This is a genomic window from uncultured Mobiluncus sp. (genome assembly GCF_963511525.1).
Lineage (GTDB): Bacteria > Actinomycetota > Actinomycetes > Actinomycetales > Actinomycetaceae > Mobiluncus.
Window position 1 is genome coordinate 23496 of record NZ_CAUPIY010000013.1, and the last position, 22025, is coordinate 45520.

Consider the following 22025-nt stretch of genomic DNA (forward strand, 5'->3'; position numbering starts at 1 on the left):
TCATTTAATCTCTGGCGGGGGACTTTTGTAACATGGGGGCATGGAACAGACGACTGAGCCGATAGAGATATACGACACCACTTTGCGTGACGGCGCCCAGATGGAGGGCATTTCACTGTCCGTAGCGGACAAGCTCAATATTGCTCAAGCTCTTGATGACCTGGGGGTTAGCTTTATCGAAGGCGGTTGGCCCGGCGCGATTCCGAAAGACACCGAGTTCTTTGCGCTGGCGTTGTCGAAACTGGAGCTGCGCCACGCGACCCTGGCCGCTTTTGGCGCCACCCGCAAGGTGGGGACCAAAGCCAGCGAGGATCCGCAGGTGCTGGCCTTGTTGGATTCTGGGGCGCCGGTCATTACCCTGGTGGCGAAGTCGGATTTGCGCCACGTCACGGATGCCTTGAAAACCACCGGCCAAGAGAATTTGGCGATGGTGCGCGACACCGTGCAGTTCCTGGTCAAGGCAGGTCGGCGGGTGTTTCTGGATGCCGAACATTACTTTGACGGCTTGACTCACGATGCCCAATACGGGCTGAAAGTGCTGAAAGCGGCCGGAGAAGCAGGGGCAGAAACGGTCGTACTGTGCGACACCAACGGAGGCAACCTGCCTTCGACCATCGGCACTAAAGTCGCTGAAGCCCGCGACTACCTGGACAAACACGGCCTAGAGCAGGTAAAAATCGGGATTCACACCCACAATGACACGGGGTGTGCCGTCGCGAACGCCATGGCCGCCATCGAGGCTGGGGCAGTGCAGGTCCAGGGCTGCGTGAACGGCTACGGGGAGCGCACCGGCAACGCCGACATCCTTACCCTTATCGGCAACATTGAAATCAAAATGGGCCGATCCGCCCTTCTGAATGAAAACGGCCTGGCCGAGCTGACCCGCACCTCACACCGAGTGGCAGAAATCACGAATCTGCGGCCTTCCAAACGTCTGCCTTACGTGGGGGATTCCTCGTTTGCGCACAAGGCGGGTCTGCACGCTTCGGCTATTCGCGTCAATCCCGATTTGTATCAGCACATTGACCCCGCTACGGTCGGCAACGATATGCGGATGCTGGTTTCTGAGATGGCCGGGCGGGCTTCGGTTCAGTTGAAGGCCAAAGAGATGGGCATTGACCTGTCTGGGACGCCTTACCTGACCGGCCGGGTGGTGGAAGCGGTGAAAGAAAAGGAGTCCCACGGTTACGTTTTCGATGCGGCTGACGCGTCCTTTGAGCTGCTGGTGCGGGCACAAGGCGGGGACTTGCCGACCTATTTCGAGGTTGAGACCTGGCGGACTTTGGTTCAAGCCGGTCGGGCGTCCCTCAGCGAGAACGGTGAAGCGGAGGCCGAAGCCACTGTCAAGCTGCGGACTCGTGACGGCCGCAAAGTCGTCACCGGGGAAGGCAACGGTCCGGTGAACGCGCTGGACCATGCGCTGCGCCAGGCGCTGTCCGAAACGTATCCGGCTATCACCGATTTTGAACTCATCGATTACAAAGTGCGGATTTTAGATACGACCTTTGGCACGGACGCGACCGTGCGCGTGCTGATTACCACCACGAACGGAGAGGCGCAGTGGACTACAGTCGGGGTGGGCGAGGACGTGATTGAAGCATCCTGGGAAGCCCTGGTTGAGTCTGTGACCTGGGGGTTGATGCACCTCGGGGTGCGTCCCAAAGTCTAGTTTGGTAGGTTCATGCCGTATTTTTCACAAGTTTCCTCGACTGAGTTTGCCAGTCGGGGAAACGTCATTTTTGGCGAATTATGTTGTGACAGCACCAAAAAAGGCCGGAAAAAGCCTAAAATGTTAGCGGTGAACAGCGATGATGTTCCATGTCATAGGAAAATTCGATTTACCTGACACGGAAAAATTTTCAAGGAAGGCGGCGTTCTTAGATGTCTAAGAAAAAGGCGGCACCAGTACAAACCGGCGCTACCGTGCAAGTTGGCGAGAGCCTGAAGACTGATGGTAAAAAATTCCCCTTAGGGAAAAAGATGTTCTTGGTCAATATGACTGCAGCTCTAGCAGCGATTTTGCTGTTGGCAGTGGAGTGGGTGGGGATTGGCATAGAGAACGTAGACGTTTCCCATAAGGCCTCCAGCTCTGCGACTTCGCAGGAAATTACCAAATTGGCTGAGGAATGGCGTTCCGCGGAATTTCTGTGGTCGCAGGGTATCTATACCGCTCTGCGCAACGATCCGAACGCGCTACAGATTTTTGGGGAATATCTTAAGGATTTGGATGCCTTTAGCCAGCACGTGTCGAGTTTCCCTACGAAACAGCTCAGAGCTAGTAATCAGGCCACGTTTGAGGCTATCAAATCCGACAGCGCGTCTTTGAGCTCCATGTTGGCGCAGGTCAGCGGGTCTGTGACTTCTTTGGATAGTCTGCGTGGCGCAGTGGTAGCCGAAGCGGAAAATATCCGGAACGTCTCGAGCTCAATCAGCGATAACATCGGAAAGCTGAGTGAGGATTTGAACGTCCAGAACCAGGCCACCAGCGCCAGGATAAAATTTATTCAGCCCCTGACCATTGCGGCAGTCATCGTGACCGGTGTGGTGATGCTGCTCATCATGCTGTTATTGAACCTCAAGATGTCGCGCGGCTTCGTGAAATCAGCTCAGGAAAGTTCCGCTGCCTTGAATCAACTTTCCCGCAAAGACCTGACCATTCATCCGGTCAAGCACACCAATGACGAAATTGGGCGTCTGGCCGATAAGCTCGATATCGCCGCTGAAAAGCTGCGTAACATTTTTGGTCAGACCGTGACTACTGCCGAGGAAGTGCAGGTCACTACGCAAAAGATGGTCGATGACGGTCACGATCTCATCGGCACGATTGAGCAGGCCAGCAGTGTGGTTACTTCCGTTGCGGCAGCAGCCGAGCAAGTCTCGACGAGCATTGCGACGGTGGCGGCAGCAGCGGAAGAAATGAGCGCTTCTATTCGCGAGATTTCTTCGAACGCCAACGAGGCAGCCAAGGTTGCGATGGAAGCTACCGAAGTCGCAGCTAAGACGAATGAAACCGTAACCAAGCTGGGTGAATCCAGTCAAGAGATCGGTGAGGTAATTGAGACGATTACGGCGGTGGCGGAACAGACTAACCTGCTGGCGCTCAACGCCACTATTGAGGCCGCTCGGGCTGGAGATGCGGGACGCGGGTTCGCGGTCGTGGCCAGCGAGGTGAAGGATTTGGCGGCGGAGACCACGACGGCCACTGCCGACGTGGCTTCACGTATCGAACAGATTCAGGTCGACACCGGTCATGCGGTAGATGCCATCAGCCAAATCAGCGACATTATCGCCCAAATCAATGATTTCCAGGCCACGATTGCGGCGGCGGTCGAGGAACAAACTGCCACCACCAATGAGATGACCAAATCTATTACAGAAGCGTCCTCCGGTTCGACTGAGATTGCGGCAATTATTAACGAGATAGCTGAGGCGACTAACAACAGTGCCGATAACCTGCGTGATTCTGTTGGCAGAGCGGAAGGCGTGGTGAACCAGACCCAGGGATTGAACCAGCAGCTAGGCGAATTCACCTACCGGGAAGGACAGTGAGAAACATGACTCAGACGAATCCGGTCAACCAGCTAGGGGAGCAGGACATGAAGAACCAACCGAATAACACGACAAAACCGGAAAAGGCCTACAGGCGGACTTCCTTGATGAAGCGCCTGTTTAGAGGGGCTTTGCCGGGGTTTGTGGGGGTAATCATTTTGGGGATGGCTGTCCTAATAACCATGGTTCAGACCAACCACAGCACTACAGAGTACTTGGATGCCTCGACCAACGCGGAGACTCTATCTCTGATGGAGGCCGAGATTTTTGAGATTGGCCAGCACCAAAACGCTTATGCGCGTTCCGTCTTGGAGGGCCAGCCCGACGATGCGCAAGCTCAGCAGCTGGAAGCGGCCCAGGGCGCTTTGGAACAAAATATCCAAACAATTATCGACACCACGAACTCCGACAAGGTTCTGGCTGCGGCCCAAGGATTACAGAAATCTGCCGCCAACTTGCGTGAGGTCATCGCGCGATCAACTTCCGAATTGCAAGCCAGTCAGGGACAGAATTCCGAAACTTTGAACACGGTCCTCGCTCAGACCATTAGCGATATGGTCGCCCAGCAAGACCAGCTCACACCATTGCTGAAACAAGAAGTCGCCCAGTCGCAAAAGGATATGAGTGACGTGCGTCTCCGGGGACTGATTTTCCAGATAATAACCGTGGTTGCCTTGGTGATCGTGGCCGTGATTATTATGGGCAAAGTGCGCCGCGCTGTTACTCATTCTGTGGAATCCGTGGAAACTGTGGTGAAAGGTTTGGCTCAAGGCGATTTGACGCGCAGAGCGGTCATCAATTCCAACGATGAGCTGGCGGATATGTCGCGGGCAGTGAACCTTTCCAATTCGGCCCTGCAAGAGGCGTTTGGGTCGGCGGCTCGCACTTCCGAGGCGGTTCGTTCCGAGTCAGAGACCGTGGCTGATCTGACCACTCAGACCGCGCAGGCTGCCGCCGATTCGGCGGCGCAGGCTGACGCGGTGGCGGGCGCAGCGGAACAGGTTTCCATTAACGTGCAGACCGTCGCTGCGGGCGCAGAAGAGATGGGTTCGGCTATCCGGGAGATTTCGTCTAACGCCAACGAGGCGGCGCGAGTCGCCCAGGAGGCTACCGAAGCGGCCGCGGCGACCACCGAGACTGTGGAGAAACTGGGCAAATCATCGAAAGAGATTGACGATGTAATCCACACCATTACCGCTATTGCGGAGCAGACCAACCTGCTGGCGCTCAACGCCACCATTGAGGCGGCGAGAGCTGGCGAAGCGGGCAAGGGCTTCGCGGTAGTTGCTGGTGAGGTGAAGGATTTGGCGGCGGAAACGGCTAAAGCCACCGATGACATCACCGGACGGATTGCCAAGATTCAGGATGACACGGATTCCGCGGTGACGGCTATCCGGCGTATCTCCGAGATTATTTCCCAAATCAACGACTTCCAAACCACGATTGCCGCCGCGGTCGAGGAACAGACTGCCACCACGAATGAGATGGCGCGTTCTGTGACGGAGGCAGCCTCCGGTTCTTCCACGATTGCGACGAATATCGGCCAGTTTGCCGGGGCTGCTAGCCAAGCGGTGGAACCGTTGAACTCCCTGGCTGCGACCGCTTCGGATTTGCAGTCCAAAGCCGCGGATTTGCGTGCGGAGCTGGGCAAATTCAAGTATGAATGAGCACGGTCGGACTGTCTGACCGACTCGCGAAACAACTCAATAGTGAGGTGAAACCTCACGCTGGTGCCCTCCTATGGCTTAAACTTTAGTTATAATCACCCTTGCAGCCAAAGGAGGGCATCAACGTGATTGGTTCGGTCCAGGAGTTCGCTCGCCTGTGCACTTCGGAAAACGAAGAGGACTTCATGCGGGCGATGACGGACGTGGCGCCGACTTTTATTTGGGAGGAAGTCATTCGTACCCGCCCGGAGCTGGCTGAATACGTGGCGCAAGCACAGAATTTGCCCGATACTGTCTTTGAAACCATCGCGCTGTTTGCCCCGTGGCGGGCGCGCTACCTAGTCGCGATGCAGGAGCGCACCCCCGCCTATGTGCTCGCTAAACTCGCCAAAGACGGCGATAGTCGGGTGCAAAAGGCGGCGGTGGCTAATGAACTGACTCCGTTGAAAGTTATCGCCGAGCTGCGTGAGGATGCCAATGAGGAAATCGCCCAGTTGGCGCGCCTGACGTGGACTGAGCGGGCGGAGAAACGTGCGGGTAAGCATTCCGGGCGGCCCGAAGCCACGTGGGATGTGCCCCAGCCGCCGGGCAATGCCGAGTCTGAGGGCGGCGAGGCCTCCCGTTACAAGTCGTATTTTGACGAGCTTTGTGCTCAGCGCGGCCTGACGGAGGCTGAGGTAGTGCGAGGGTTTGACCCTCGTGATCCCCAACTTCCGCTGGCTCCCGAAGGGCCGTGGGTGGTTGCTCCCTGGGGCGACGAGGGGTATGTGGTAGGCTCACAGCGCGGTGCCGAGTTCGCTGCCTACGAAGTGTTGCCTGACCTGGAATCGGCGGTTTCCCTGGTCGCCCGATTGGTACGGGAAAAGCCCGAAACCGGCGAGTTGCCAGCCAACGCTGTCGAGCGCGGTCACCGCACCGCCATCGGGATTGACGCCCGCACGATTTCCCGTGGCGGGAAACCCGGATCCAACGAGCTGCGTCCCGGCGACCTGCTGGATTGCTTTGACGATGATAAAGCCCAATTCTTGTTTGCGCTGGGCACACCTCTGGCACAGCGGGGAATCAGCTTGAAAAATGAAAAGCCCTACCGGGTTTTTGAGGTCATGGCGCCCCTGCCACTGGCAGTTTTGGAGGGTCTTACCGCAAAAACTTCGCGTAATCCAGGGGGTGGAGCGATTGTGGTTTTGGACAAGCCCCTGCGGTGGTATCTGGACCACAACTTCCTGCGTGAACTGCGTTAATTTCTCATACTGAGACAACAATTTCGTAAAGTGAAACCCGTGGTACCATGGGACTGTGTCGCAAACATTGCTGCTGTTGCCTAACCGCGTAGGGCTCTGAATCAGCCAGGCCCCCTGCGCGGAGTTATCCGCTTTGCCTGGCAACTAAGATAAAAGCAACATCAGCAAAGGATTTTTAATATGCGTACCTCTGGATTCACCAATCGTCAGCAAACGTCCGGAATGCCTTACGGCAAATATCGCCCGTTCCTCGAGACGAACCCCATCTCGCTTCCCGAACGAACCTGGCCTAACAATCGGATTACGAAAGCGCCGCGCTGGTTGTCCACCGACCTGCGTGACGGCAACCAAGCCCTCATTGAGCCGATGGACTCCGAGCGGAAACGCGAAATGTTTGACCTCCTGGTGCGCCTGGGGTTCAAAGAAATCGAAATCGGTTTTCCCGCCGCTTCCCAAACAGACTTTGACTTCGTGCGTTCCCTGGTCGAGGACGATGCCATTCCCGAGGACGTGACCTGCTCAGTCCTGTCGCAATCCCGCCCGGAGCTCCTGGAACGCACCCTGCAAGCGATTAAGGGATACCATCGCGCCACCGTACACCTTTACAACGCGACCGCCCCGGTTTTTCGCCAAGTCGTGTTTCACAACGACAAGGCGCAGACCATCGAGATGGCGGTGTCCGGCACTCGTGAGGTCATCGCCGGAGCCGAAAAAATCCTCGGGGACGACACGATTTTCGGTTACGAATACTCCCCGGAGATTTTCGTAGACACCGAAATCGACTTTGCCCTGGAAGTTTGCGAAGCGGTCATGGAAGTGTGGCAGCCCGACAGCGAGCGGGAAATCATCCTGAACCTGCCTACCACGGTGGAACGCTGCACGCCCAATGTTTACGCTGACCAAATCGAGTACTTCTGCCGCCACATCTCGCACCGTGAACACGTCTGTATTTCCGCCCACAACCACAATGACCGCGGCACTGGCATCGCGACCGCCGAACTGGCTCAGATGGCCGGCGCTGACCGGGTCGAAGGATGCTTGCTGGGCCAAGGCGAACGAACCGGCAACGTTGACTTGGTCACCTTGGCGATGAACCTCTTTAGTCAAGGCATCGACCCGCAGCTGGACCTGTCCAACCTCGATGAAGTCCGCCGAATTGTCGAGGGCTGCACCCGTATGTCCACCCCGCCGCGGCTGCCCTACGTGGGGGACCTGGTCTATACGTCCTTCTCCGGTTCCCACCAGGACGCCATTAAGAAAGGCTTTGCCGCGCGCGAACAGAAGGTCCGGGACGCCGGCGGAGATGAAAACCAAGTCATCTGGGAACTGCCCTACCTGCCTATTGACCCTCACGATGTGGGGCGCAACTACGAAGCTATCGTCCGGGTAAACTCGCAATCCGGCAAGGGCGGTATCGCTTACATAATGAAGGAAAAGCATCACCTCGACCTGCCGCGCCGCCTGCAAATCGAGTTCTCGAAAATCGTGCAGCGCACGACCGATCGTTTCGGCGGTGAACTCGGGGCGAACGACCTGTGGCAGATTTTTGCCGATGAATACTTGCCGGCGTCAGAAGCGGGGATTGACTCGCGTCACTGGGGACGTTTCTTCCTCGACGGGGCGCACGTTTCTTCCGTTCCCTCGGCTTCTGGCGGGGACACGGAAGTCTCCATTACGCTGAACGACCGCGGCGCGAAGCTCCAGCTGGAATCGTTCGGCAACGGTCCGATTGACGCTTTCGTCCATGCCTTTGAACAGATGGGCATGGAAGTGCGGATTCTGGATTACGTGGAGCACGCGTTGAGCGCCGGGCGTGACGCCACCGCCGCGGCCTATGTCGAGGCCGTAGTGGATGGCGAGGTGCTGTGGGGGGTCGGCATTGATTCCTCGACTATCCGTGCCGCCTACAAGGCCGTAATCTCAGCGATTAACCGGGCGCAGCGCCAATCCCAAGTCACGGATAGCTCCGTTCCGTTTCCCTGAAAGTCGAACCGCCAGAGTTTATCGGGAAAGCTCTGACCTGGAAGGCTCGCGTTCAGGAAACCAACCTGCAAGTTCAGGGTATCGGGTGGCTCTTGATAAGGTAGGCCGGGACTAAGGAGTAAATCATGTTCGTGCCCAATGTCACCGCGGTCGGAGGGCTGCTGTGGCTCAGTGCCATCGTGGCTCTGCTCCCGGTAGGGGTGTTCTTTGTGCTGGTCGGAGCCGTGCGGATGCGTTCTCACTGGGCGGGTGCTATCGCCCTGGGGGTTGGGTTGCTCGTGGCGATAGCGGGGTTTCGGATGCCGGTCGACATGGCTGTGGCGGCGGCTCTACTTGGGGCGGAAAATGGCTTGATACCCATCGTGATTATCGTGATTGCGGCCGTGTGGCTGCACCGTCTGATGGAGGCGACCGGTCGGGAAGCTGATTTGCGCAAGGTTTTTTCGGCTGTCGGTCAAGGGGATTTACGTATCCAAGCCATGCTGATTGCGCTGTGTTTCGGGGGCCTGCTAGAGGGGCTCTCCGGTTTCGGGGTCCCCGTGGCGGTGGTGACCGCGCTGCTGCTGGGTCTGGGATTCAAACCGATGAAAGCGGCCGTGATTGCCTTGGTGGCGAATACTTCCCCAGTGGCCTACGCGGCGTTCGGTGTACCGATAACGACCGCGGCGGCCCTTCTGAGCGGGCATGACCCCATTCAAAACGCTGCTGACATCACGTTTTATGTGTCCTGCACCGAACCGGCAATTGCTTTCGTCATGCCGTTCGCGCTGAGCCTGTTGATTGATAAGGATCACTTCCGCCATATGTTCCCCCTGGCTTTCGTGATGGGCCTGGTGGAAGGTATCGGGCAGTTCCTGACCTTGCGTTTCGTGTCCTTTGAGTTGGGCGGGGTACTGCCGCCCATCGTGACATTCCTGGTAGTGGCGTTGATGGTGTTGGTTTATCGTCCCCCGGTTCCTCCCGAGTTTGTCACGGAAAAGCCCACTGACCTGCGCGTGGGGAGGGTGGCGTTGGCTGTGATGCCCTATGGCTTGGTCATCGTGATTCTTTCTGTGGGGCGAATGGTGCCCCAGGTATCTAAAGTTTTGACCGCAACGGATCTGCACGTCGCCTGGCCCGCTTTGGCGGGTCGGGTGGCCAGTCCGGACAAACCGAACGTAGCGGGAAACATCGGCAACATCACTATCCCGATACTGTCCCAACCGGGAGTATTGATTGCGATGGCGGCACTGGTAACCGGGTTGGTGTTTACCCTGGTTAGCGAAGGCGGGAAGTATCCGCTTGGCTTCAAACAGGTCGGTGCCAAACTGTGGTCAGCGATTTATTCCATGCGGTATTCCGCGGCCACCATCCTAGAAGTGATGGCGTTGGCTTACTTGATGAACATTTCCGGCATGGTTTTGACCATCGGGACCCTGCTGGCGGGAACCGGAACATTCTTCCTGTTGCTTTCCCCCATGATTGGCTACCTCGGTACGGCGATTTCCGGCTCCACGACCTCGGCAAACGCCCTGTTTGCCTCCCTGCAAGAGACGACGGCCCTCCAGATTGGCCTGCCCGGTGCTTTCGCCGTGGCGGCCAACACTGCAGGCGGGGTCATCGGCAAGCTCATTGCCCCCCAGTCCCTAGCGATTGCTGCCGCCGCAATGGGCGAACCCGAAAAAGAGACCGATTTGCTCCACGAAGTACTCGGCTGGTCTTTCTACCTGCTGCTGTTTGCGGTGTTCATCTGTTTCGTCTGGGGCCTGGTGCTCCTGCAATAGACCCCGCTGGTTCCATCTCGGGGTTAGTGTATAACTGGGGCACCACCAGCAAGCCGCGGTAAATGAGCTAAAATGCCAAAAACCGATAAAATCTGGGCCAAAGTTTGTGTGTTGGCCTCGAATAGGGTTTCCCAATTCGAGGCCAACATTTAACTCATTCGCAGGATTCTATTGTTCGGTTTCATGAGTGACTGAGACATAATTCAGTCTAATAAACTATTCAGATGAAGAATTCGATAATACGAGAGCCACCATCACTGAAAGTATGGCTACCAGAGCTGACATAGACGCCAGTTTCGGGACCGCTCCACCACCGACTTCCGGCACAAAGATTGACGATGCTCCGAGTATCAGGCCTAACGCTCCGAAAACTATTGTTACGCAAAGCAATATTTTAACCTGGGTATCAAGGTTCTTCTTAGGCATTTATCTAATCTTTCTACTGTGGAAAACACAAAGGAATCGCGTTTATCGGATTTACCATGAATTTTATACCGCGATGATTCCAGTTACAGAGACTCAGTCCAGTACCGTACAATCCCAATGCTGCAGCAATAACTCCAGCTACCGCTCCGCCAGCTCCAGTGGCAGCCATGATTGCTGCTGCAAGTGTTGTTGCGCTTGCTCCGGCCGATACCAATAAAGCTATTCTGTCAGCAACGCAACTGTCTAAATAAACAGTTGGCCAAAAAGTGCGGAATCCATTTTTTCCAGGGCAAGCTGCTCTTAAAGAGACAATCTGATGAGTTGCGTCTATGATAGTTGATTCGTGCTCTATCATTTCTTTGGTAGTTTCAGGCATTTTTACTTCTCCACCGATTGCCAACACACCTTCAGCTGCTTGATTAAGGAATTCCTCGTCCAGCTGGGGGTTCTGCAAAGCTGAGTTATAATCTAGAACATCTTCCTGCAAGTATTGACCTAATTCTGTGTAGCGTGAATCAACATTCAAGTCTTTTACTTGATTAACATTGATTTCTACTTCTGCGTCTCGGGGCGTAGCGTTAGCTAAACTTCCTCCTGCTATTGCTAAGGATAGCCCAGCTATGGTTGCTGTGAGTACACGTAATATGCGCATATTTATCCTCCTTAGGAAAGGGTTTGAGAGACCTTCTCAATGAAATCCTCCCAAGCGAAGGAATGTATAAACACCATCAAAAGTTGGTATTTTTCTACCGTAATTAGTCAGCATTTCAGTCAAGAATGCCGGATTTGATAGCACTGAGTGAAAGTTCGCCTCTGGTGGCACAGTTTGTGTGCGTCAGGATGTCAGATACGTAAGATTTTACGGTTGATTCAGAAAGAGAAAGGGTCTTAGCGATCTCCTTATTTGGTAGGGCTTGTGCGACCAGCCTTAGCACGGGTTTCAAGTGTTCCGGGAGTGTTTCTGTTCGCTCGATGAAGTCTCGATATTGCAGCTGGCTTTGGTGGTTACGTAGGTAGGTTTGCGTCAGAATCTCGGTAGGCTTGCCACTGACCACCTGCTTGCCCTGATGGGCCTGCTGAATGAGCATGACTAGCTGCTCTACCGGGGTGTCTTTAGTGAGAAATCCTGAAACGTTTTTTTCCAAGGAACGTGCTAGATATTCTTCATGCTCAAAAGCCGTGAGAACGAGCACTGTTACACTCGGATTGGTTTTCTCTATGGCTCCCGCGGTTGCTATACCATCCAGAACAGGCATATCGACATCCAACAGTGCCACATCGACTAGATGTTTTGCTAGTTCACTGATAGCCTGCGCACCGTTGGCAGCAGTAGCTACCACTCTGATACCATCCGCATCGTTGAGCAACAGCGCCAGATTTTCCCTATAAATATCGTCATCGTCTGCGAGTAACACTCGTATCTCTTCTTTTTCTTCTTCTTTAATCATGGCCTCTCCTTAGCCGCCGGTATTACCGCCGTAATAATCCAGCCCTGGGAATTTCTGCCGAAAAGCAGTTCGCCGCCCTCGTCGTTGAGTCTCGACTCTAAATTGCGCAAACCGAATCCGCCTGTCATTCCATGATATTCTGAAAGTTCAGAAACCGGATTACTCATCATAATGGTAAGTATGCGTTCTTCATCAAGGCTCATCTCTAATTCGATATACGCCCCTGCAGGAGCATATTTCAAAGCATTAGTAGCGGCTTCACGAACCACCAGGGAGGCCAGCAGTCGCTGTTGCCTCGTCAAAAGGGAATCCAGCTCAGCATTAGCATCTCTTTCCAGAACCATTTCCCGAGCACGTAACATACTGCGAACATCATCTAGTATGTCGGTCAGGCTCGCCGAGACTCGAGTAGTATCGAGATTTAAAATGACGGGACGAATTCTGCTGGAGGCTGTCTTGGCTATATCGGATACCAGCTTTAAATCTTGAGGCTTGGCTTCATCTGGGTGTTTAGCAATCCGATCCGCTAGAATTGCCAGACGAACCAAATCTTTCGCGATAGTATCGTGCAATTCAGCAGCAAGCTCACGACGAATCCTTTCCCCGGAACGCTCAGCTTCCTCTTTTGCTTGTTGCGATTCCATGGTCATCCGCTCCATGCGCTGATGCTGCCAACGCAAGAAAAAGCCTAATGAAAGTGTTGCCAAAGTATCTAAAATAAAGCTCAGGACTTGAGCTGTGAGAGGATTCGCAACCAACAGGCTAAAAATTTCCGCAGAGAAAAAAATTGCTAATCCTGGAATAATCCAAGAACGCGCAATCCAGCTAATTGAAATAGCGCAAATTCCCCAAATGGCAAAGGAAAAATCGTCGCTAAGAGGTGACAGCAGCAAGCAATCAAAGAAAACTGTATATGCAATGTCGCTCCAGGGAGAAAACCATGCACAGGATGCCAAAAGTATAACTAGGATGGCAAGAGCCCACATACTTGGGTAATTTGCCACTCTCACGAGTAATCCTGTAACTTCTAAGAGGCCAAGTACCAAAGCTAAAGACACGAAAATAATCCGCTGGGACAGTCCAGGCTCGGAATAGCGAGGAAAAAGCTTAGGAACTAGGCTCTTGAGAGGCATAGTGATTACTTTTTTCTTTCGCAAATCGGCAGGTGTGGCATCAAGGAGCATAGCCAAGGCGCGTATAGCTGTTTGTCATGTCCTGATCCAAAATTTGAAACATAGTCTTTCCCGGGTGCAACTCCCTCAGCAGGAACCATACCTAAAAGCGCCAACGAAAGACTAAGGCTCATAGCTGCAATTTTACTCGAATTCATCGCTTATGTTCTCCATTGAAAAAGTCAGAACGTGTGGTCAGCTCTCGCAAGCGGGCTAGAACCAACCGTAAAACCCAAATGTGATCTGTGTAACCTCCAAATGAAGGTACTTTCTTACCTTCAAAAGTTGGTACTCGGGAGTTCCTGAAATCGTACACACAAATCTTTTGGGTGGCAGTCCCTCTGGCTCTACGCCCGCGAGTTACCAGGTACTCCCCGAAGGCTGGCGTAGAGCCTCACCTAGAAAGCCAGACATGGCATATTGGTTCTTGATGAGAACTTTTCGAGATGCGGCCGTTGTTCTGCGTACCCAGAACCTGGGGGGAAGCTGACCGTATCGTCCCCCGGTTCCTCCCGAGTTTGTCACGGAAAAGCCCGCTGACCTGCGCGTGGGACGGGTGGCGCTGGCTGTGATGCCCTATGGCTTGGTCATTGTGATTCTTTCTGTGGGGCGAATGGTGCCCCAGGTCGCCAAAGTTTTGACCGCGACGGATCTGCAGGTCGCCTGGCCCGCTTTGGCAGGACGGGTGGCCAGTCCGGACAAACCGAACGTAGCGGGAAACATCGGCAACATCACCATTCCGATACTGTCCCAACCGGGAGTATTGATTGCGATGGCGGCGCTGGTAACCGGATTGGTGTTTACCCTAGTTAGCAGCGCCGCCGCGATGGGCGAACCCGAGAAAGAGACTGATCTGCTTCACGAAGTGCTCGGCTGGTCTTTCTACCTGCTGCTTTTCGCGGTGTTCATCTGTTTTGTCTGGGGCCTGATTTTCCTGGGCTAGCCGCTAGCTTTCGCATTCTTGCCAATTCTAGAATCCAGTACTGCTAGTATTTACCGCAAAGGATTCGCAAAACCGGGGGTGTACAGATGCATGAATGGCAAATCGTCTTCTATCTGGTGTTGTCTGTTTATGCTTTCTATGTCCTGTTTTTTCGAGGAGGGACTTTAGTCGTTGCTTTCGCAATCCTGTTGATTTATTCACTGGTTCGGGACCTTCCGAAAAAAGACCCTCGGAACGATTCACGACCCCCGTTCTTCCGCAAGGACAACAATGACAGGCTCTAATCTGTCCTCGATGATGGAATGGTGGAGCGGAACCAGACTCGGAGGACGGAATGAGTCAGGGGAATCGGGTTACGAAAGAGTGGGAACGGGATTCTTCCGCTTGCTCATGGAATAATGGTCCGTGATGAGAACGTTTCGAGATGCGGCCGTTATTCTGCGCACCCAGGACCTGGGGGAAGCTGACCGTATCGTAACCCTGCTGACCGAAAACCACGGGCTTTTGCGCTGCGTGGGGCGGGGAGTACGAAAGACCATGTCGCGCCTGGGAGCGCGACTGGAACCTTTTGGAGCAGTCGACATTCAGATTCGCTGGGGCAAGTCCGGCCTGCACCATATCGAACAAGTGGAAATCCTGGCTCCTTATGGCCGCAGCCTCGCTAACGATTATTCCCGCTACACCGCCGCCAACCTGATGGTAGAAACCTTGGAACGTCTCACCGAGGATTCTTGGACTAATGAGAGGTACTATCACCTGACCGTCGGGGCTTTACACGCTTTGGCGATGGGGCGCCACGAGCCGTCTTTGATTCTGGATTCCTACCTTCTGCGTCTCATGTCGTTGGCGGGCTGGGCGGCAAGCTGCTGGGATTGTGCGTCTTGTGGGGCCAGGGGTCCACACGTGTACTTTAATCCCAGCGGCGGCGGCGCGATGTGTGTAAACTGCAAGCCTACCGGGGCGCGACCGGTTGATTCTGAGACGATGCGTCTGTTGGCGGCTTTGGCTGTCGGGGATTGGCAAACTGCCCAAGACAGCGAATGGATGGCTCGGGCTGATGCCCACGCCTTAGTCTCGGCTTTCGTGCAGTGGCACGTGGAGCGCCGTCTAAAATCCTTGTCCTTGCTGGAACTCGCCTAGGTTATTGCGTGGAAAAATCCTGGGTTCGTCGTATCACCCCGCCGCGGGAGAATCCTGAGTTACCGGCGGGATTGGCGCGCGCGGCTGCTGCGCACGTGGCAATCATCATGGATGGGAATGGGCGCTGGGCGAACGCGCGGGGTTTGAATCGTACCGCCGGTCACGAGGCGGGGGAGTACACCCTGATGGACACCATTGCGGGAGCTGTCGAGGCCGGGGTGAAATTCTTGAGTGTGTATGCGTTTTCCACCGAAAACTGGAAACGCAGCCCGGCAGAGGTGAAGTTCCTGATGGGGTATTCACGCCGGGTGCTGCGGAATCGACGCGATGAACTGAACGCCTGGGGAGTCCGCGTACGGTGGAGTGGGCGGGAAGGCCGCTTGTGGAAATCGGTCCTCACCGAACTGCGGGCGGCAGAGGCCTTGACCAGGGACAACACCGGCACCCAGCTAATTATGTGCCTCAATTATGGGGGGCGAGCGGAACTCGCTGACGCGGCTCGGAAACTTGCCCAGCGAGTCGCGGCCGGAACGCTAACACCCGAGCGCATCACCGAGGCTGCTTTCGCTCGGGAACTGTATCTGCCGGATGTGCCGGATGTTGACCTGCTCATTCGCACTTCCGGGGAGCAGCGCACTTCCAATTTTTTGCCGTGGCAGGCGGCTTATGCGGAGCTCATTTTCGCCCCCGAGCCGTGGCCTGAGTACGGGCGGGCGGCTCTGTGGCGGGATTTATTGGCCTACCAGCACCGCGACCGCCGTTTCGGCGGCGCGATTGACAGGCCGCAGTGACGATTAATCCAAGCGCAGCGGGTGGCCTTTGCACGAACGACCGTTTTCAACGCGAAATTTAAGCGCGAACCATTCTCAAAATCCCTCAACCTGCGGTAATAAATTCCAGCCGAACCCCGAATCCGGGAAACCGCACTCGAAATCGGTCGTTCGTGCACAGCCTGACCCAGGCTGAACCCGGTTTTCCCTAACCTCAACACGAGCACCCATAGAAACAACTCCATCATTCATACCAACAATCTATTTTCGCTTTCAAAATACATTAAGGTACGCCGAAGCCTTGAACAATCCGGAATATTTCTGTATCATAGAAGCAGTGTTGGTGTCAAATTTAAAGGAGGGTGTTATGAAACGGGTGTTTTTAGTGCCGGTAGTGGTGGCAACTGCATTGGCTCTTGGTGTCTTGGGAGTAAGCTCGCAGGCTTTTTCAAAAGAACTGGAACCTGGTATCGACGATTCCCTTCCAGGATCATCTTTCACGCAGAGCGTATTGGGGTTCAAAGTTGACGGGGACTTGAGGATTTCTGTAGCTGACGGGGAAATCTATAGCGATTCCGCTTCTGCATCTGACCCCAAGCCCGGAATATTTCAAGTCGTATATGACGTGGAACTGGGGCACACAATTGCTTCCATAACTAGGGATTCTCCACTGCTGTCAGCGCGGAATGCCTCGGAAAATTTTGAGAGAACGGGGATTCATCCGCGCAACGTTCCACTTCGGGAAGTTCAGACGGAGTTGCGGGTATCGCGTTACACTTCAGCCCAGATTGAGCAATCCTTAGCGTCTGTTGAATCATGGTTAATGCATTTTCCCACTGATTCCGCATGGGAATATGCTCCTCTAACTGACAGAATCAAGGTTTATGCTGATTTGCGAGCCTTGGATAAGGAATTAGTTGAAACTTCAGTTCCAATCACTTTGGTAGATTGCGAAGTGGGACCAGCTGGGACTTTGAGGGATTCAGATGCCTCTGATTCATCCTCACTGCCACAGAATCGATGGAGTGCTCCTGCGTCACAGGTATACAACTATTACAAGGATGTACCTACCGATGAAATATATGCAGTGCAATATGACGTTAATTCAGGGCGAACTATGGCGGTTATTCCTGCTGATTCTAAGTTGTTGGAGGCAAAACAGAGTATTGAAGCATTGAGCGAATCTGGATTTCATATTCAAAAGGGTTCTGTACCACCTGAATCTATTGAGATGCGAATTTCTAAGTATTCTTTTGACCAAATAAGCCACACAAACAAAATAATTTGGGAATATGTCGAGGAGAATAATATCTCTGCTGCTTTTGAGTATGATGTTTGGAATGATGCGTTCCTTATTACAACAGATGTCTCAAAAATTAATCTGGGGCAGCTGCCACGAACCCCTCTACCGTTAATTTTAGAGGACGGTGAGGTCTCTCCGGCTTATTTTAAGGAAGGTGCTACAGCTCCTTTCAATGGAGGCACAACAATTTATAATCCCTCAAACTCGCGTTGCACTAGCGGTATCCCCGCGCGTAATTCTGCTGGAACACCTGGTCTTTTTACTGCGGGGCATTGCTTTTCTGGTGGCGAATCGGTATGGACTTCAAAGCGCCATGACAGTACACGCAGACTCGGCCGGGTTTCCCACACATTTGGGTATCCCACTGTCGATGCGCAATTTATCAGTACGGGCGCAAGCTACTCGTCGAGTATCACTTCGTGGAGTGGAAGAAATTATCCTGTAGTGGGTGTTTATGATCCTCCTGTTGGACAACGGATTTGTTATACGGGATCCTCCAGTGGCGTGCAATGTGGCAACTATGTGGTGAGTAAAAACGCGACGTACTATTTCAGTAATCCGTACGTATCATTCTCAGGTGCCATAAGAATTGAAGGAGGAAAAACTGTACAACACGGTGATTCGGGTGGTCCTACCTACGGAACTTTTGGGCAGGATGCAAAAGTGACGGGTTTGGTTTCTGGATTTGCCGGTTCTTCAAGCTACATTCAGCCCTGGACACGGGTCGCCAGCATCTATAACGCCAGCTTGTTTTGAATAAAGAGGTGTTTTGTTTTCTTTCTTATCCCAGTTTATGTAGGCAAATGGTATCGTACTGATGCTAGGCGGTAGCTTTGTATCAGACTAAACTGATTGCATTACACATCTATACTGTGTGCTGTTCTAATAATTATTTTTAGCTATTAATGGATGAGTTTTCGGTCAGTGAGGTTGACTTTAGAACAATGCAATAGGTGGATGGGGATGAATCGGATTTTTCTCTTTTGGGTTCTCGCTAGAACTATGTTCCCAAGTTAATCTTGGTTGGATTTCGCTTTCTTGTGCTTCTTTTCCCCTAGATAAACAGCGAGGGATCGATGTTCATATCGGGACTGACCGGTTTCTTGGGATTGCGCAGTTTTGCCGGCACTCCCAGGGCGATACGTCCAGGCGGAACATCCTTAACGACCACGGCATTGGCACCGATTTTGGCGCCGTCTCCGATGTTGATGGCGCCCAGGACTTTTGCGCCGGCCCCCACCATGACCTCATTGCCCAAGGTCGGGTGGCGTTTGCCCTTGTTCATGGACTGCCCGCCCAGGGTCACCCCGTGAAAAATCAAGCAGTCCTCGCCAACCACCGCGGTTTCCCCAATGACCACCCCGGTGGCGTGGTCGATAAAGAGTCGGCGTCCAATGGTCGCGGCCGGGTGGATGTCCACACCCGTGATGAGGCGCGCGAATTCCTGAATCAGGCGCGCAATCATTTTAAAACCATTGACCCAGAACCGATTGGACAGCCGGTGTGCCCACAGGGCGTGAACCCCCGGGTAAGTCAGCGCGACTTCCAAGCGTCCGCGCGCGGCAGGGTCGCGTTTCAAGGCCGTGTCCAAGTCCTCCAACAGCAAATCCCGCACACCGAGTTTATATGCGGGCAGGTGCCGTGGTGGGGTGGTGCGTTTCACGAAAGTCATCAGGACGGGTACTTCCTCTGGTTGTTTGAGCGACCGGACGCTAACTATTCTAGGCTATCGTTCCCGAGGTTCGTTTCGGGCGTGTCGTTTTGAGCCAGTTCTAGCGGCTCTGTTTGAGCCAGTCCGGGCCAGCCTGGGCGAGTTTTGGTGGGTCGGGTCGTTCCGTTTATCTCGTCAAAACTGCACAAGGCCGGTGGGTTCGATTTGCCTGACTGCCGCGGTTCCTCAGTCGCCCAAGTGCGCAAACAGTACGGTGGACAGGTAGCGTTCGCCGGTGTCGGGAAGCAGTGTTACCACGGTTTTACCAGCAAACTCAGGTCGCGCGGCCAGTTCAGCAGCGGCCGCCAAATTCGCCCCGGAGGAGATTCCGACCAATAAACCTTCCTGTGTAGCAGCTTTCCGCGCCATCTCAATAGCATCGTCCGAGTTCACCGTCATGACTTCGTCAACTGTTGCACTATCGTAGTTATCCGGCACAAAGTTGGCGCCAATCCCCTGAATCTTGTGGGCGCCTGCCTGGCCGGTGGACAGCAATGCCGATTCTGCCGGCTCTACTGCCACTACCCACACTTCTGGGTTCTGTTCCTTGAGAAACTTCCCAACCCCGGAAACCGTGCCGCCGGAACCCACCCCAGCCACAAACGCGTCAACGTGTCCCTCGGTCTGTTCCCAAATTTCGGGACCGGTGGTGCGATAGTGAATCTCAGGATTGGCCGGATTATCGAACTGACCGGCGAACACCGCTTCGGGGTGGTTCGCCAAGTAGTCCTTGGCAGCTTCAACCGCGGCGGCCATGCCCCCCGCCGGGTCGGTCAGCAGCAGCTCCGCCCCGTAAGCCTTCATGAGTTGCCGACGCTCCACACTCATGGAGGACGGCATCGAGATGACGACTCGATACCCCAGCGCAGCCCCCACCATGCACAGGGCCACCCCGGTGTTACCGCTGGTAGCCTCCACGATAGTGCCGCCTGGCTGCAACTCTCCCGAGGCTTCGGCAGCGCGAATGATCGCCAAGCCGGGTCGGTCTTTTACCGAACCACCGGGGTTCATGAACTCCATTTTTGCCAGCACGTTTGCGCCGATCCCCGCGGGCAGCATCCGATTAATTTTCACCAGAGGAGTGTGGCCGATTGCTGCCGTGACATCGTTCGCATAAGTCATAGTTAATCCCTTAGATTCCTTTTCTCAGTATTCTGTTCGTTTCCCTGACGGGAGCCGTCTATTACAACCGTGAGCGCACCACTTTTATTCCCGAGTCGCCAAAAGTTACCGGCGCGCCGAGCTGGGCGGCGAGAGCGGCGGCGAGTTCGTCCTGGGTGCCGCCTTCCACCGCCAGTTCAAATGTGACCCGGTTTGACCAGGTCACGCTTAGGGGCTTGCAGTTTCGCGAGTGCAGCCAAGACTCCAGGGCAGCAGCTCGGTTCGCGGCGACATCGAAGGACACCACGGGAACGGACTTGACTTCCACCCTTCCCGCAGCCGCGATCGCCCCCTGCGCCGCCTCGCTGTAGGCTCGCACCAAACCGCCCGTTCCCAGCTTTATCCCGCCAAAATACCGCGTCACCACCACACAAGCGTTTTGCAATCCGCTGCCCAGCAGCACATCGAGCATGGGACGCCCGGCAGTACCGCTGGGCTCGCCGTCGTCGCTGGAATGTTGGACCGGCTGGACTCCGTTTTCCCAGCCCTCGGGCAAATAGGTAAAAGCGGAGCAATGATGGCGCGCGTCGGGATACTGTTTCCGCTCAGCTTCTATCACTTCACGGGCTGCGACTTCATCTGCAGCGCTTCGTGCCACTCCCAGGAAACGCGACCGTTTGATTTCCAGCTCGAAATATCCCGGTGCGTCCTCAGCTATGGTCACGTAGCGTTGCGTCATACTTTTACCTCACGATGGTTCAGTTTGATAAAATCATCGAATTGTTGCTAACATTGTATGTCTTGTGAACAATCACTAATTGAAAGGAGCGCAGGGCAATGGCAGTACCCAAGCGCAAAATGTCCCGCGCCAACACTCGTACACGTCGTTCTGCTTGGACGGCTAAGTTGACGCAGCTTGATAACGTTAAAGTTCAGGGTCAGGAAGTCGCGGTTCCGCGTCGCCTGGTGAAGGCTTACCAGACTGGCCGTTTGACCGTCGAAGACTAACGAGGTCGATATTCGCGACGCCCGGCCCTGGTGCTGGGCGTTACGTATTTAATTATTTCATAAGTCTTTTCGGGCAGTTTTCCGGGTATGCTCGAGGATGGAGGCAGCATCGTGGTGGACTTGAGCAGGGTCGAAGTCGTTTTGCTGGATATGGACGGCACCCTGACAGATTCTGTGTCACGTATTACCGAGTATTTTGCGGCTTTGGATCTGGAGCTGCACGGCCGGATGCTTCCGCCTGACGCTTACAAGAAATATGTCGGTCCGCCTCTCGCTGATGCCATGCGGGATATGGAACCGGATGCTGATGAGCAGCGGGTGGCTTTCATGGTTGCGCGATACCGCGAAATGTATTGGCCCAACGCCATTGACGTGCCGCTTTATCCCGGTATTCGGGAAATGTTGGAAAAGCTGCGGGCGAGGGGATACCGTCTGGGAGTGGCGACTACTAAGAACCAACAGATGTCATTGGAGATTCTCGAGCATCTGGGGATTGAAGATTTCTTTGAAGTCGTTTCGGGGGTGATACCTGGTACTTCCCGGGTGGACAAACCCGCGGTCATTGCTGCATCTTTGGAGCAGTTCGGGTTGAGTGAGCCGCAGGATAAGCGGCGTGTCGTGATGGTGGGGGATCGGTTCTATGACATCGAGGGCGCCCAGATTAATGGGATTCCGGCAATCCTGACTACCTGGGGTGATACGGCTCAGCCCGGCGAGGAGCGCGGGGCCGTACAGGTCGTCTCGACGCCTGCCGAACTGCTGAGCGCTTTGGGTGTCCATCCGGGAAAGAAATAGGCAGC

19 protein-coding genes are annotated in these 22025 nt (G+C 54.5%); 13 read left to right on the top strand and 6 right to left on the bottom strand.

Features of this window, described 5'->3' with window-relative positions; genetic code table 11:
• The first annotated feature begins 40 nt into the window (after window positions 1-40).
• From cimA to RQ935_RS08830, 6 genes are all read left to right on the top strand, one after another.
• Window positions 41-1669: a citramalate synthase gene (cimA, locus tag RQ935_RS08805; RefSeq protein ID WP_311498049.1), complete on the top strand. Its 1629-nt coding sequence runs from the start codon at window positions 41-43 to the stop codon at window positions 1667-1669.
• Between the two features lie 212 nt (window positions 1670-1881).
• Entirely contained in the window at window positions 1882-3549 is a 1668-nt protein-coding gene (locus RQ935_RS08810; RefSeq protein WP_311498050.1) for a methyl-accepting chemotaxis protein, read from the top strand.
• 5 nt (window positions 3550-3554) lie between these two features.
• On the top strand, window positions 3555-5216 hold the full coding sequence (locus RQ935_RS08815) for a methyl-accepting chemotaxis protein (protein WP_311498051.1): 1662 nt from the start codon (window positions 3555-3557) through the stop codon (window positions 5214-5216).
• A 101-nt stretch (window positions 5217-5317) separates the two neighbouring features.
• Window positions 5318-6457 (top strand): TNT domain-containing protein, encoded by a 1140-nt coding sequence (locus tag RQ935_RS08820; RefSeq protein WP_311498052.1) that lies wholly within the window; start codon window positions 5318-5320, stop codon window positions 6455-6457.
• Window positions 6458-6637: 180 nt separating this feature from the next.
• The gene (leuA, locus tag RQ935_RS08825; RefSeq protein WP_311498053.1) at window positions 6638-8440 is read left to right on the top strand and encodes a 2-isopropylmalate synthase; all 1803 of its coding nucleotides are present in this window, start codon (window positions 6638-6640) and stop codon (window positions 8438-8440) included.
• Between the two features lie 125 nt (window positions 8441-8565).
• The gene (locus RQ935_RS08830; protein ID WP_311498054.1) at window positions 8566-10203 is read left to right on the top strand and encodes an L-lactate permease; all 1638 of its coding nucleotides are present in this window, start codon (window positions 8566-8568) and stop codon (window positions 10201-10203) included.
• 439 nt (window positions 10204-10642) lie between these two features.
• Here the strand turns inward: RQ935_RS08830 and RQ935_RS08835 are convergent, their stop codons facing one another.
• The 3 genes from RQ935_RS08835 to RQ935_RS08845 all read right to left on the bottom strand — a co-directional run bounded on the left by RQ935_RS08835 (window position 10643) and on the right by RQ935_RS08845 (window position 13267).
• Window positions 10643-11281, bottom strand: a complete 639-nt coding sequence (locus RQ935_RS08835; RefSeq protein ID WP_311498055.1) for a hypothetical protein — start codon at window positions 11279-11281, stop codon at window positions 10643-10645.
• Window positions 11282-11396: 115 nt separating this feature from the next.
• A complete protein-coding gene (locus RQ935_RS08840; RefSeq protein WP_311498056.1) occupies window positions 11397-12077 on the bottom strand; it encodes a response regulator transcription factor in 681 nt (226 codons plus the stop codon).
• The gene (locus tag RQ935_RS08845) at window positions 12074-13267 is read right to left on the bottom strand and encodes a sensor histidine kinase (protein ID WP_399532356.1); all 1194 of its coding nucleotides are present in this window, start codon (window positions 13265-13267) and stop codon (window positions 12074-12076) included. The genes RQ935_RS08840 and RQ935_RS08845 overlap by 4 nt, the downstream gene beginning before the upstream one ends.
• Window positions 13268-13796: 529 nt before the next feature.
• Here RQ935_RS08845 and RQ935_RS08850 point away from each other — a divergent pair.
• The 5 genes from RQ935_RS08850 to RQ935_RS08870 all read left to right on the top strand — a co-directional run bounded on the left by RQ935_RS08850 (window position 13797) and on the right by RQ935_RS08870 (window position 18161).
• A complete protein-coding gene (locus tag RQ935_RS08850; protein ID WP_311498057.1) occupies window positions 13797-14192 on the top strand; it encodes a hypothetical protein in 396 nt (131 codons plus the stop codon).
• A gap of 270 nt (window positions 14193-14462) precedes the next feature.
• Window positions 14463-14591: a hypothetical protein gene (locus RQ935_RS08855; RefSeq protein ID WP_311498058.1), complete on the top strand. Its 129-nt coding sequence runs from the start codon at window positions 14463-14465 to the stop codon at window positions 14589-14591.
• 9 nt (window positions 14592-14600) lie between these two features.
• Window positions 14601-15332 (top strand): DNA repair protein RecO, encoded by a 732-nt coding sequence (gene recO / locus RQ935_RS08860; RefSeq protein WP_282921409.1) that lies wholly within the window; start codon window positions 14601-14603, stop codon window positions 15330-15332.
• An 8-nt stretch (window positions 15333-15340) separates the two neighbouring features.
• The gene (gene uppS, locus RQ935_RS08865) at window positions 15341-16123 is read left to right on the top strand and encodes a polyprenyl diphosphate synthase (RefSeq protein ID WP_311498059.1); all 783 of its coding nucleotides are present in this window, start codon (window positions 15341-15343) and stop codon (window positions 16121-16123) included.
• Between the two features lie 280 nt (window positions 16124-16403).
• Complete coding sequence (locus RQ935_RS08870; protein ID WP_311498060.1) at window positions 16404-18161, top strand: S1 family peptidase; 1758 nt, start codon at window positions 16404-16406, stop codon at window positions 18159-18161.
• A gap of 298 nt (window positions 18162-18459) precedes the next feature.
• On the opposite strand, the gene cysE is transcribed toward RQ935_RS08870, so the two are convergent.
• The 3 genes from cysE to RQ935_RS08885 all read right to left on the bottom strand — a co-directional run bounded on the left by cysE (window position 18460) and on the right by RQ935_RS08885 (window position 20956).
• Window positions 18460-19077: a serine O-acetyltransferase gene (gene cysE, locus RQ935_RS08875; protein WP_311498061.1), complete on the bottom strand. Its 618-nt coding sequence runs from the start codon at window positions 19075-19077 to the stop codon at window positions 18460-18462.
• 225 nt (window positions 19078-19302) lie between these two features.
• Window positions 19303-20238: a cysteine synthase A gene (gene cysK / locus RQ935_RS08880; protein ID WP_295027489.1), complete on the bottom strand. Its 936-nt coding sequence runs from the start codon at window positions 20236-20238 to the stop codon at window positions 19303-19305.
• A gap of 61 nt (window positions 20239-20299) precedes the next feature.
• Complete coding sequence (locus RQ935_RS08885; RefSeq protein WP_295027488.1) at window positions 20300-20956, bottom strand: YigZ family protein; 657 nt, start codon at window positions 20954-20956, stop codon at window positions 20300-20302.
• 98 nt (window positions 20957-21054) lie between these two features.
• Here RQ935_RS08885 and rpmF point away from each other — a divergent pair, with 98 nt between their 5' ends.
• Window positions 21055-21225, top strand: coding sequence for a 50S ribosomal protein L32 (rpmF, locus tag RQ935_RS08890; protein WP_282921415.1), 171 nt, complete (start codon window positions 21055-21057; stop codon window positions 21223-21225).
• An 87-nt stretch (window positions 21226-21312) separates the two neighbouring features.
• Complete coding sequence (locus RQ935_RS08895) at window positions 21313-22020, top strand: HAD family hydrolase (RefSeq protein WP_295027487.1); 708 nt, start codon at window positions 21313-21315, stop codon at window positions 22018-22020.
• Window positions 22021-22025: the final 5 nt, after the last annotated feature.

Bases quoted from the DNA above. Each gene is read 5' to 3' on its own strand.
- RQ935_RS08835 (WP_311498055.1), bottom strand. From the start codon at position 11,281: ATGCGCATATTACGTGTACTCACAGCAACCATAGCTGGGCTATCCTTA.
- RQ935_RS08810 (WP_311498050.1), top strand. From the start codon at position 1,882: ATGTCTAAGAAAAAGGCGGCACCAGTACAAACCGGCGCTACCGTGCAA.
- cysK (WP_295027489.1), bottom strand. From the start codon at position 20,238: ATGACTTATGCGAACGATGTCACGGCAGCAATCGGCCACACTCCTCTG.
- cimA (WP_311498049.1), top strand. From the start codon at position 41: ATGGAACAGACGACTGAGCCGATAGAGATATACGACACCACTTTGCGT.
- RQ935_RS08895 (WP_295027487.1), top strand. From the start codon at position 21,313: ATGCTCGAGGATGGAGGCAGCATCGTGGTGGACTTGAGCAGGGTCGAA.
- RQ935_RS08840 (WP_311498056.1), bottom strand. From the start codon at position 12,077: ATGATTAAAGAAGAAGAAAAAGAAGAGATACGAGTGTTACTCGCAGAC.
- cysE (WP_311498061.1), bottom strand. From the start codon at position 19,077: ATGACTTTCGTGAAACGCACCACCCCACCACGGCACCTGCCCGCATAT.
- RQ935_RS08815 (WP_311498051.1), top strand. From the start codon at position 3,555: ATGACTCAGACGAATCCGGTCAACCAGCTAGGGGAGCAGGACATGAAG.
- leuA (WP_311498053.1), top strand. From the start codon at position 6,638: ATGCGTACCTCTGGATTCACCAATCGTCAGCAAACGTCCGGAATGCCT.
- recO (WP_282921409.1), top strand. From the start codon at position 14,601: ATGAGAACGTTTCGAGATGCGGCCGTTATTCTGCGCACCCAGGACCTG.
- RQ935_RS08830 (WP_311498054.1), top strand. From the start codon at position 8,566: ATGTTCGTGCCCAATGTCACCGCGGTCGGAGGGCTGCTGTGGCTCAGT.
- RQ935_RS08885 (WP_295027488.1), bottom strand. From the start codon at position 20,956: ATGACGCAACGCTACGTGACCATAGCTGAGGACGCACCGGGATATTTC.
- rpmF (WP_282921415.1), top strand. From the start codon at position 21,055: ATGGCAGTACCCAAGCGCAAAATGTCCCGCGCCAACACTCGTACACGT.
- RQ935_RS08855 (WP_311498058.1), top strand. From the start codon at position 14,463: ATGACAGGCTCTAATCTGTCCTCGATGATGGAATGGTGGAGCGGAACC.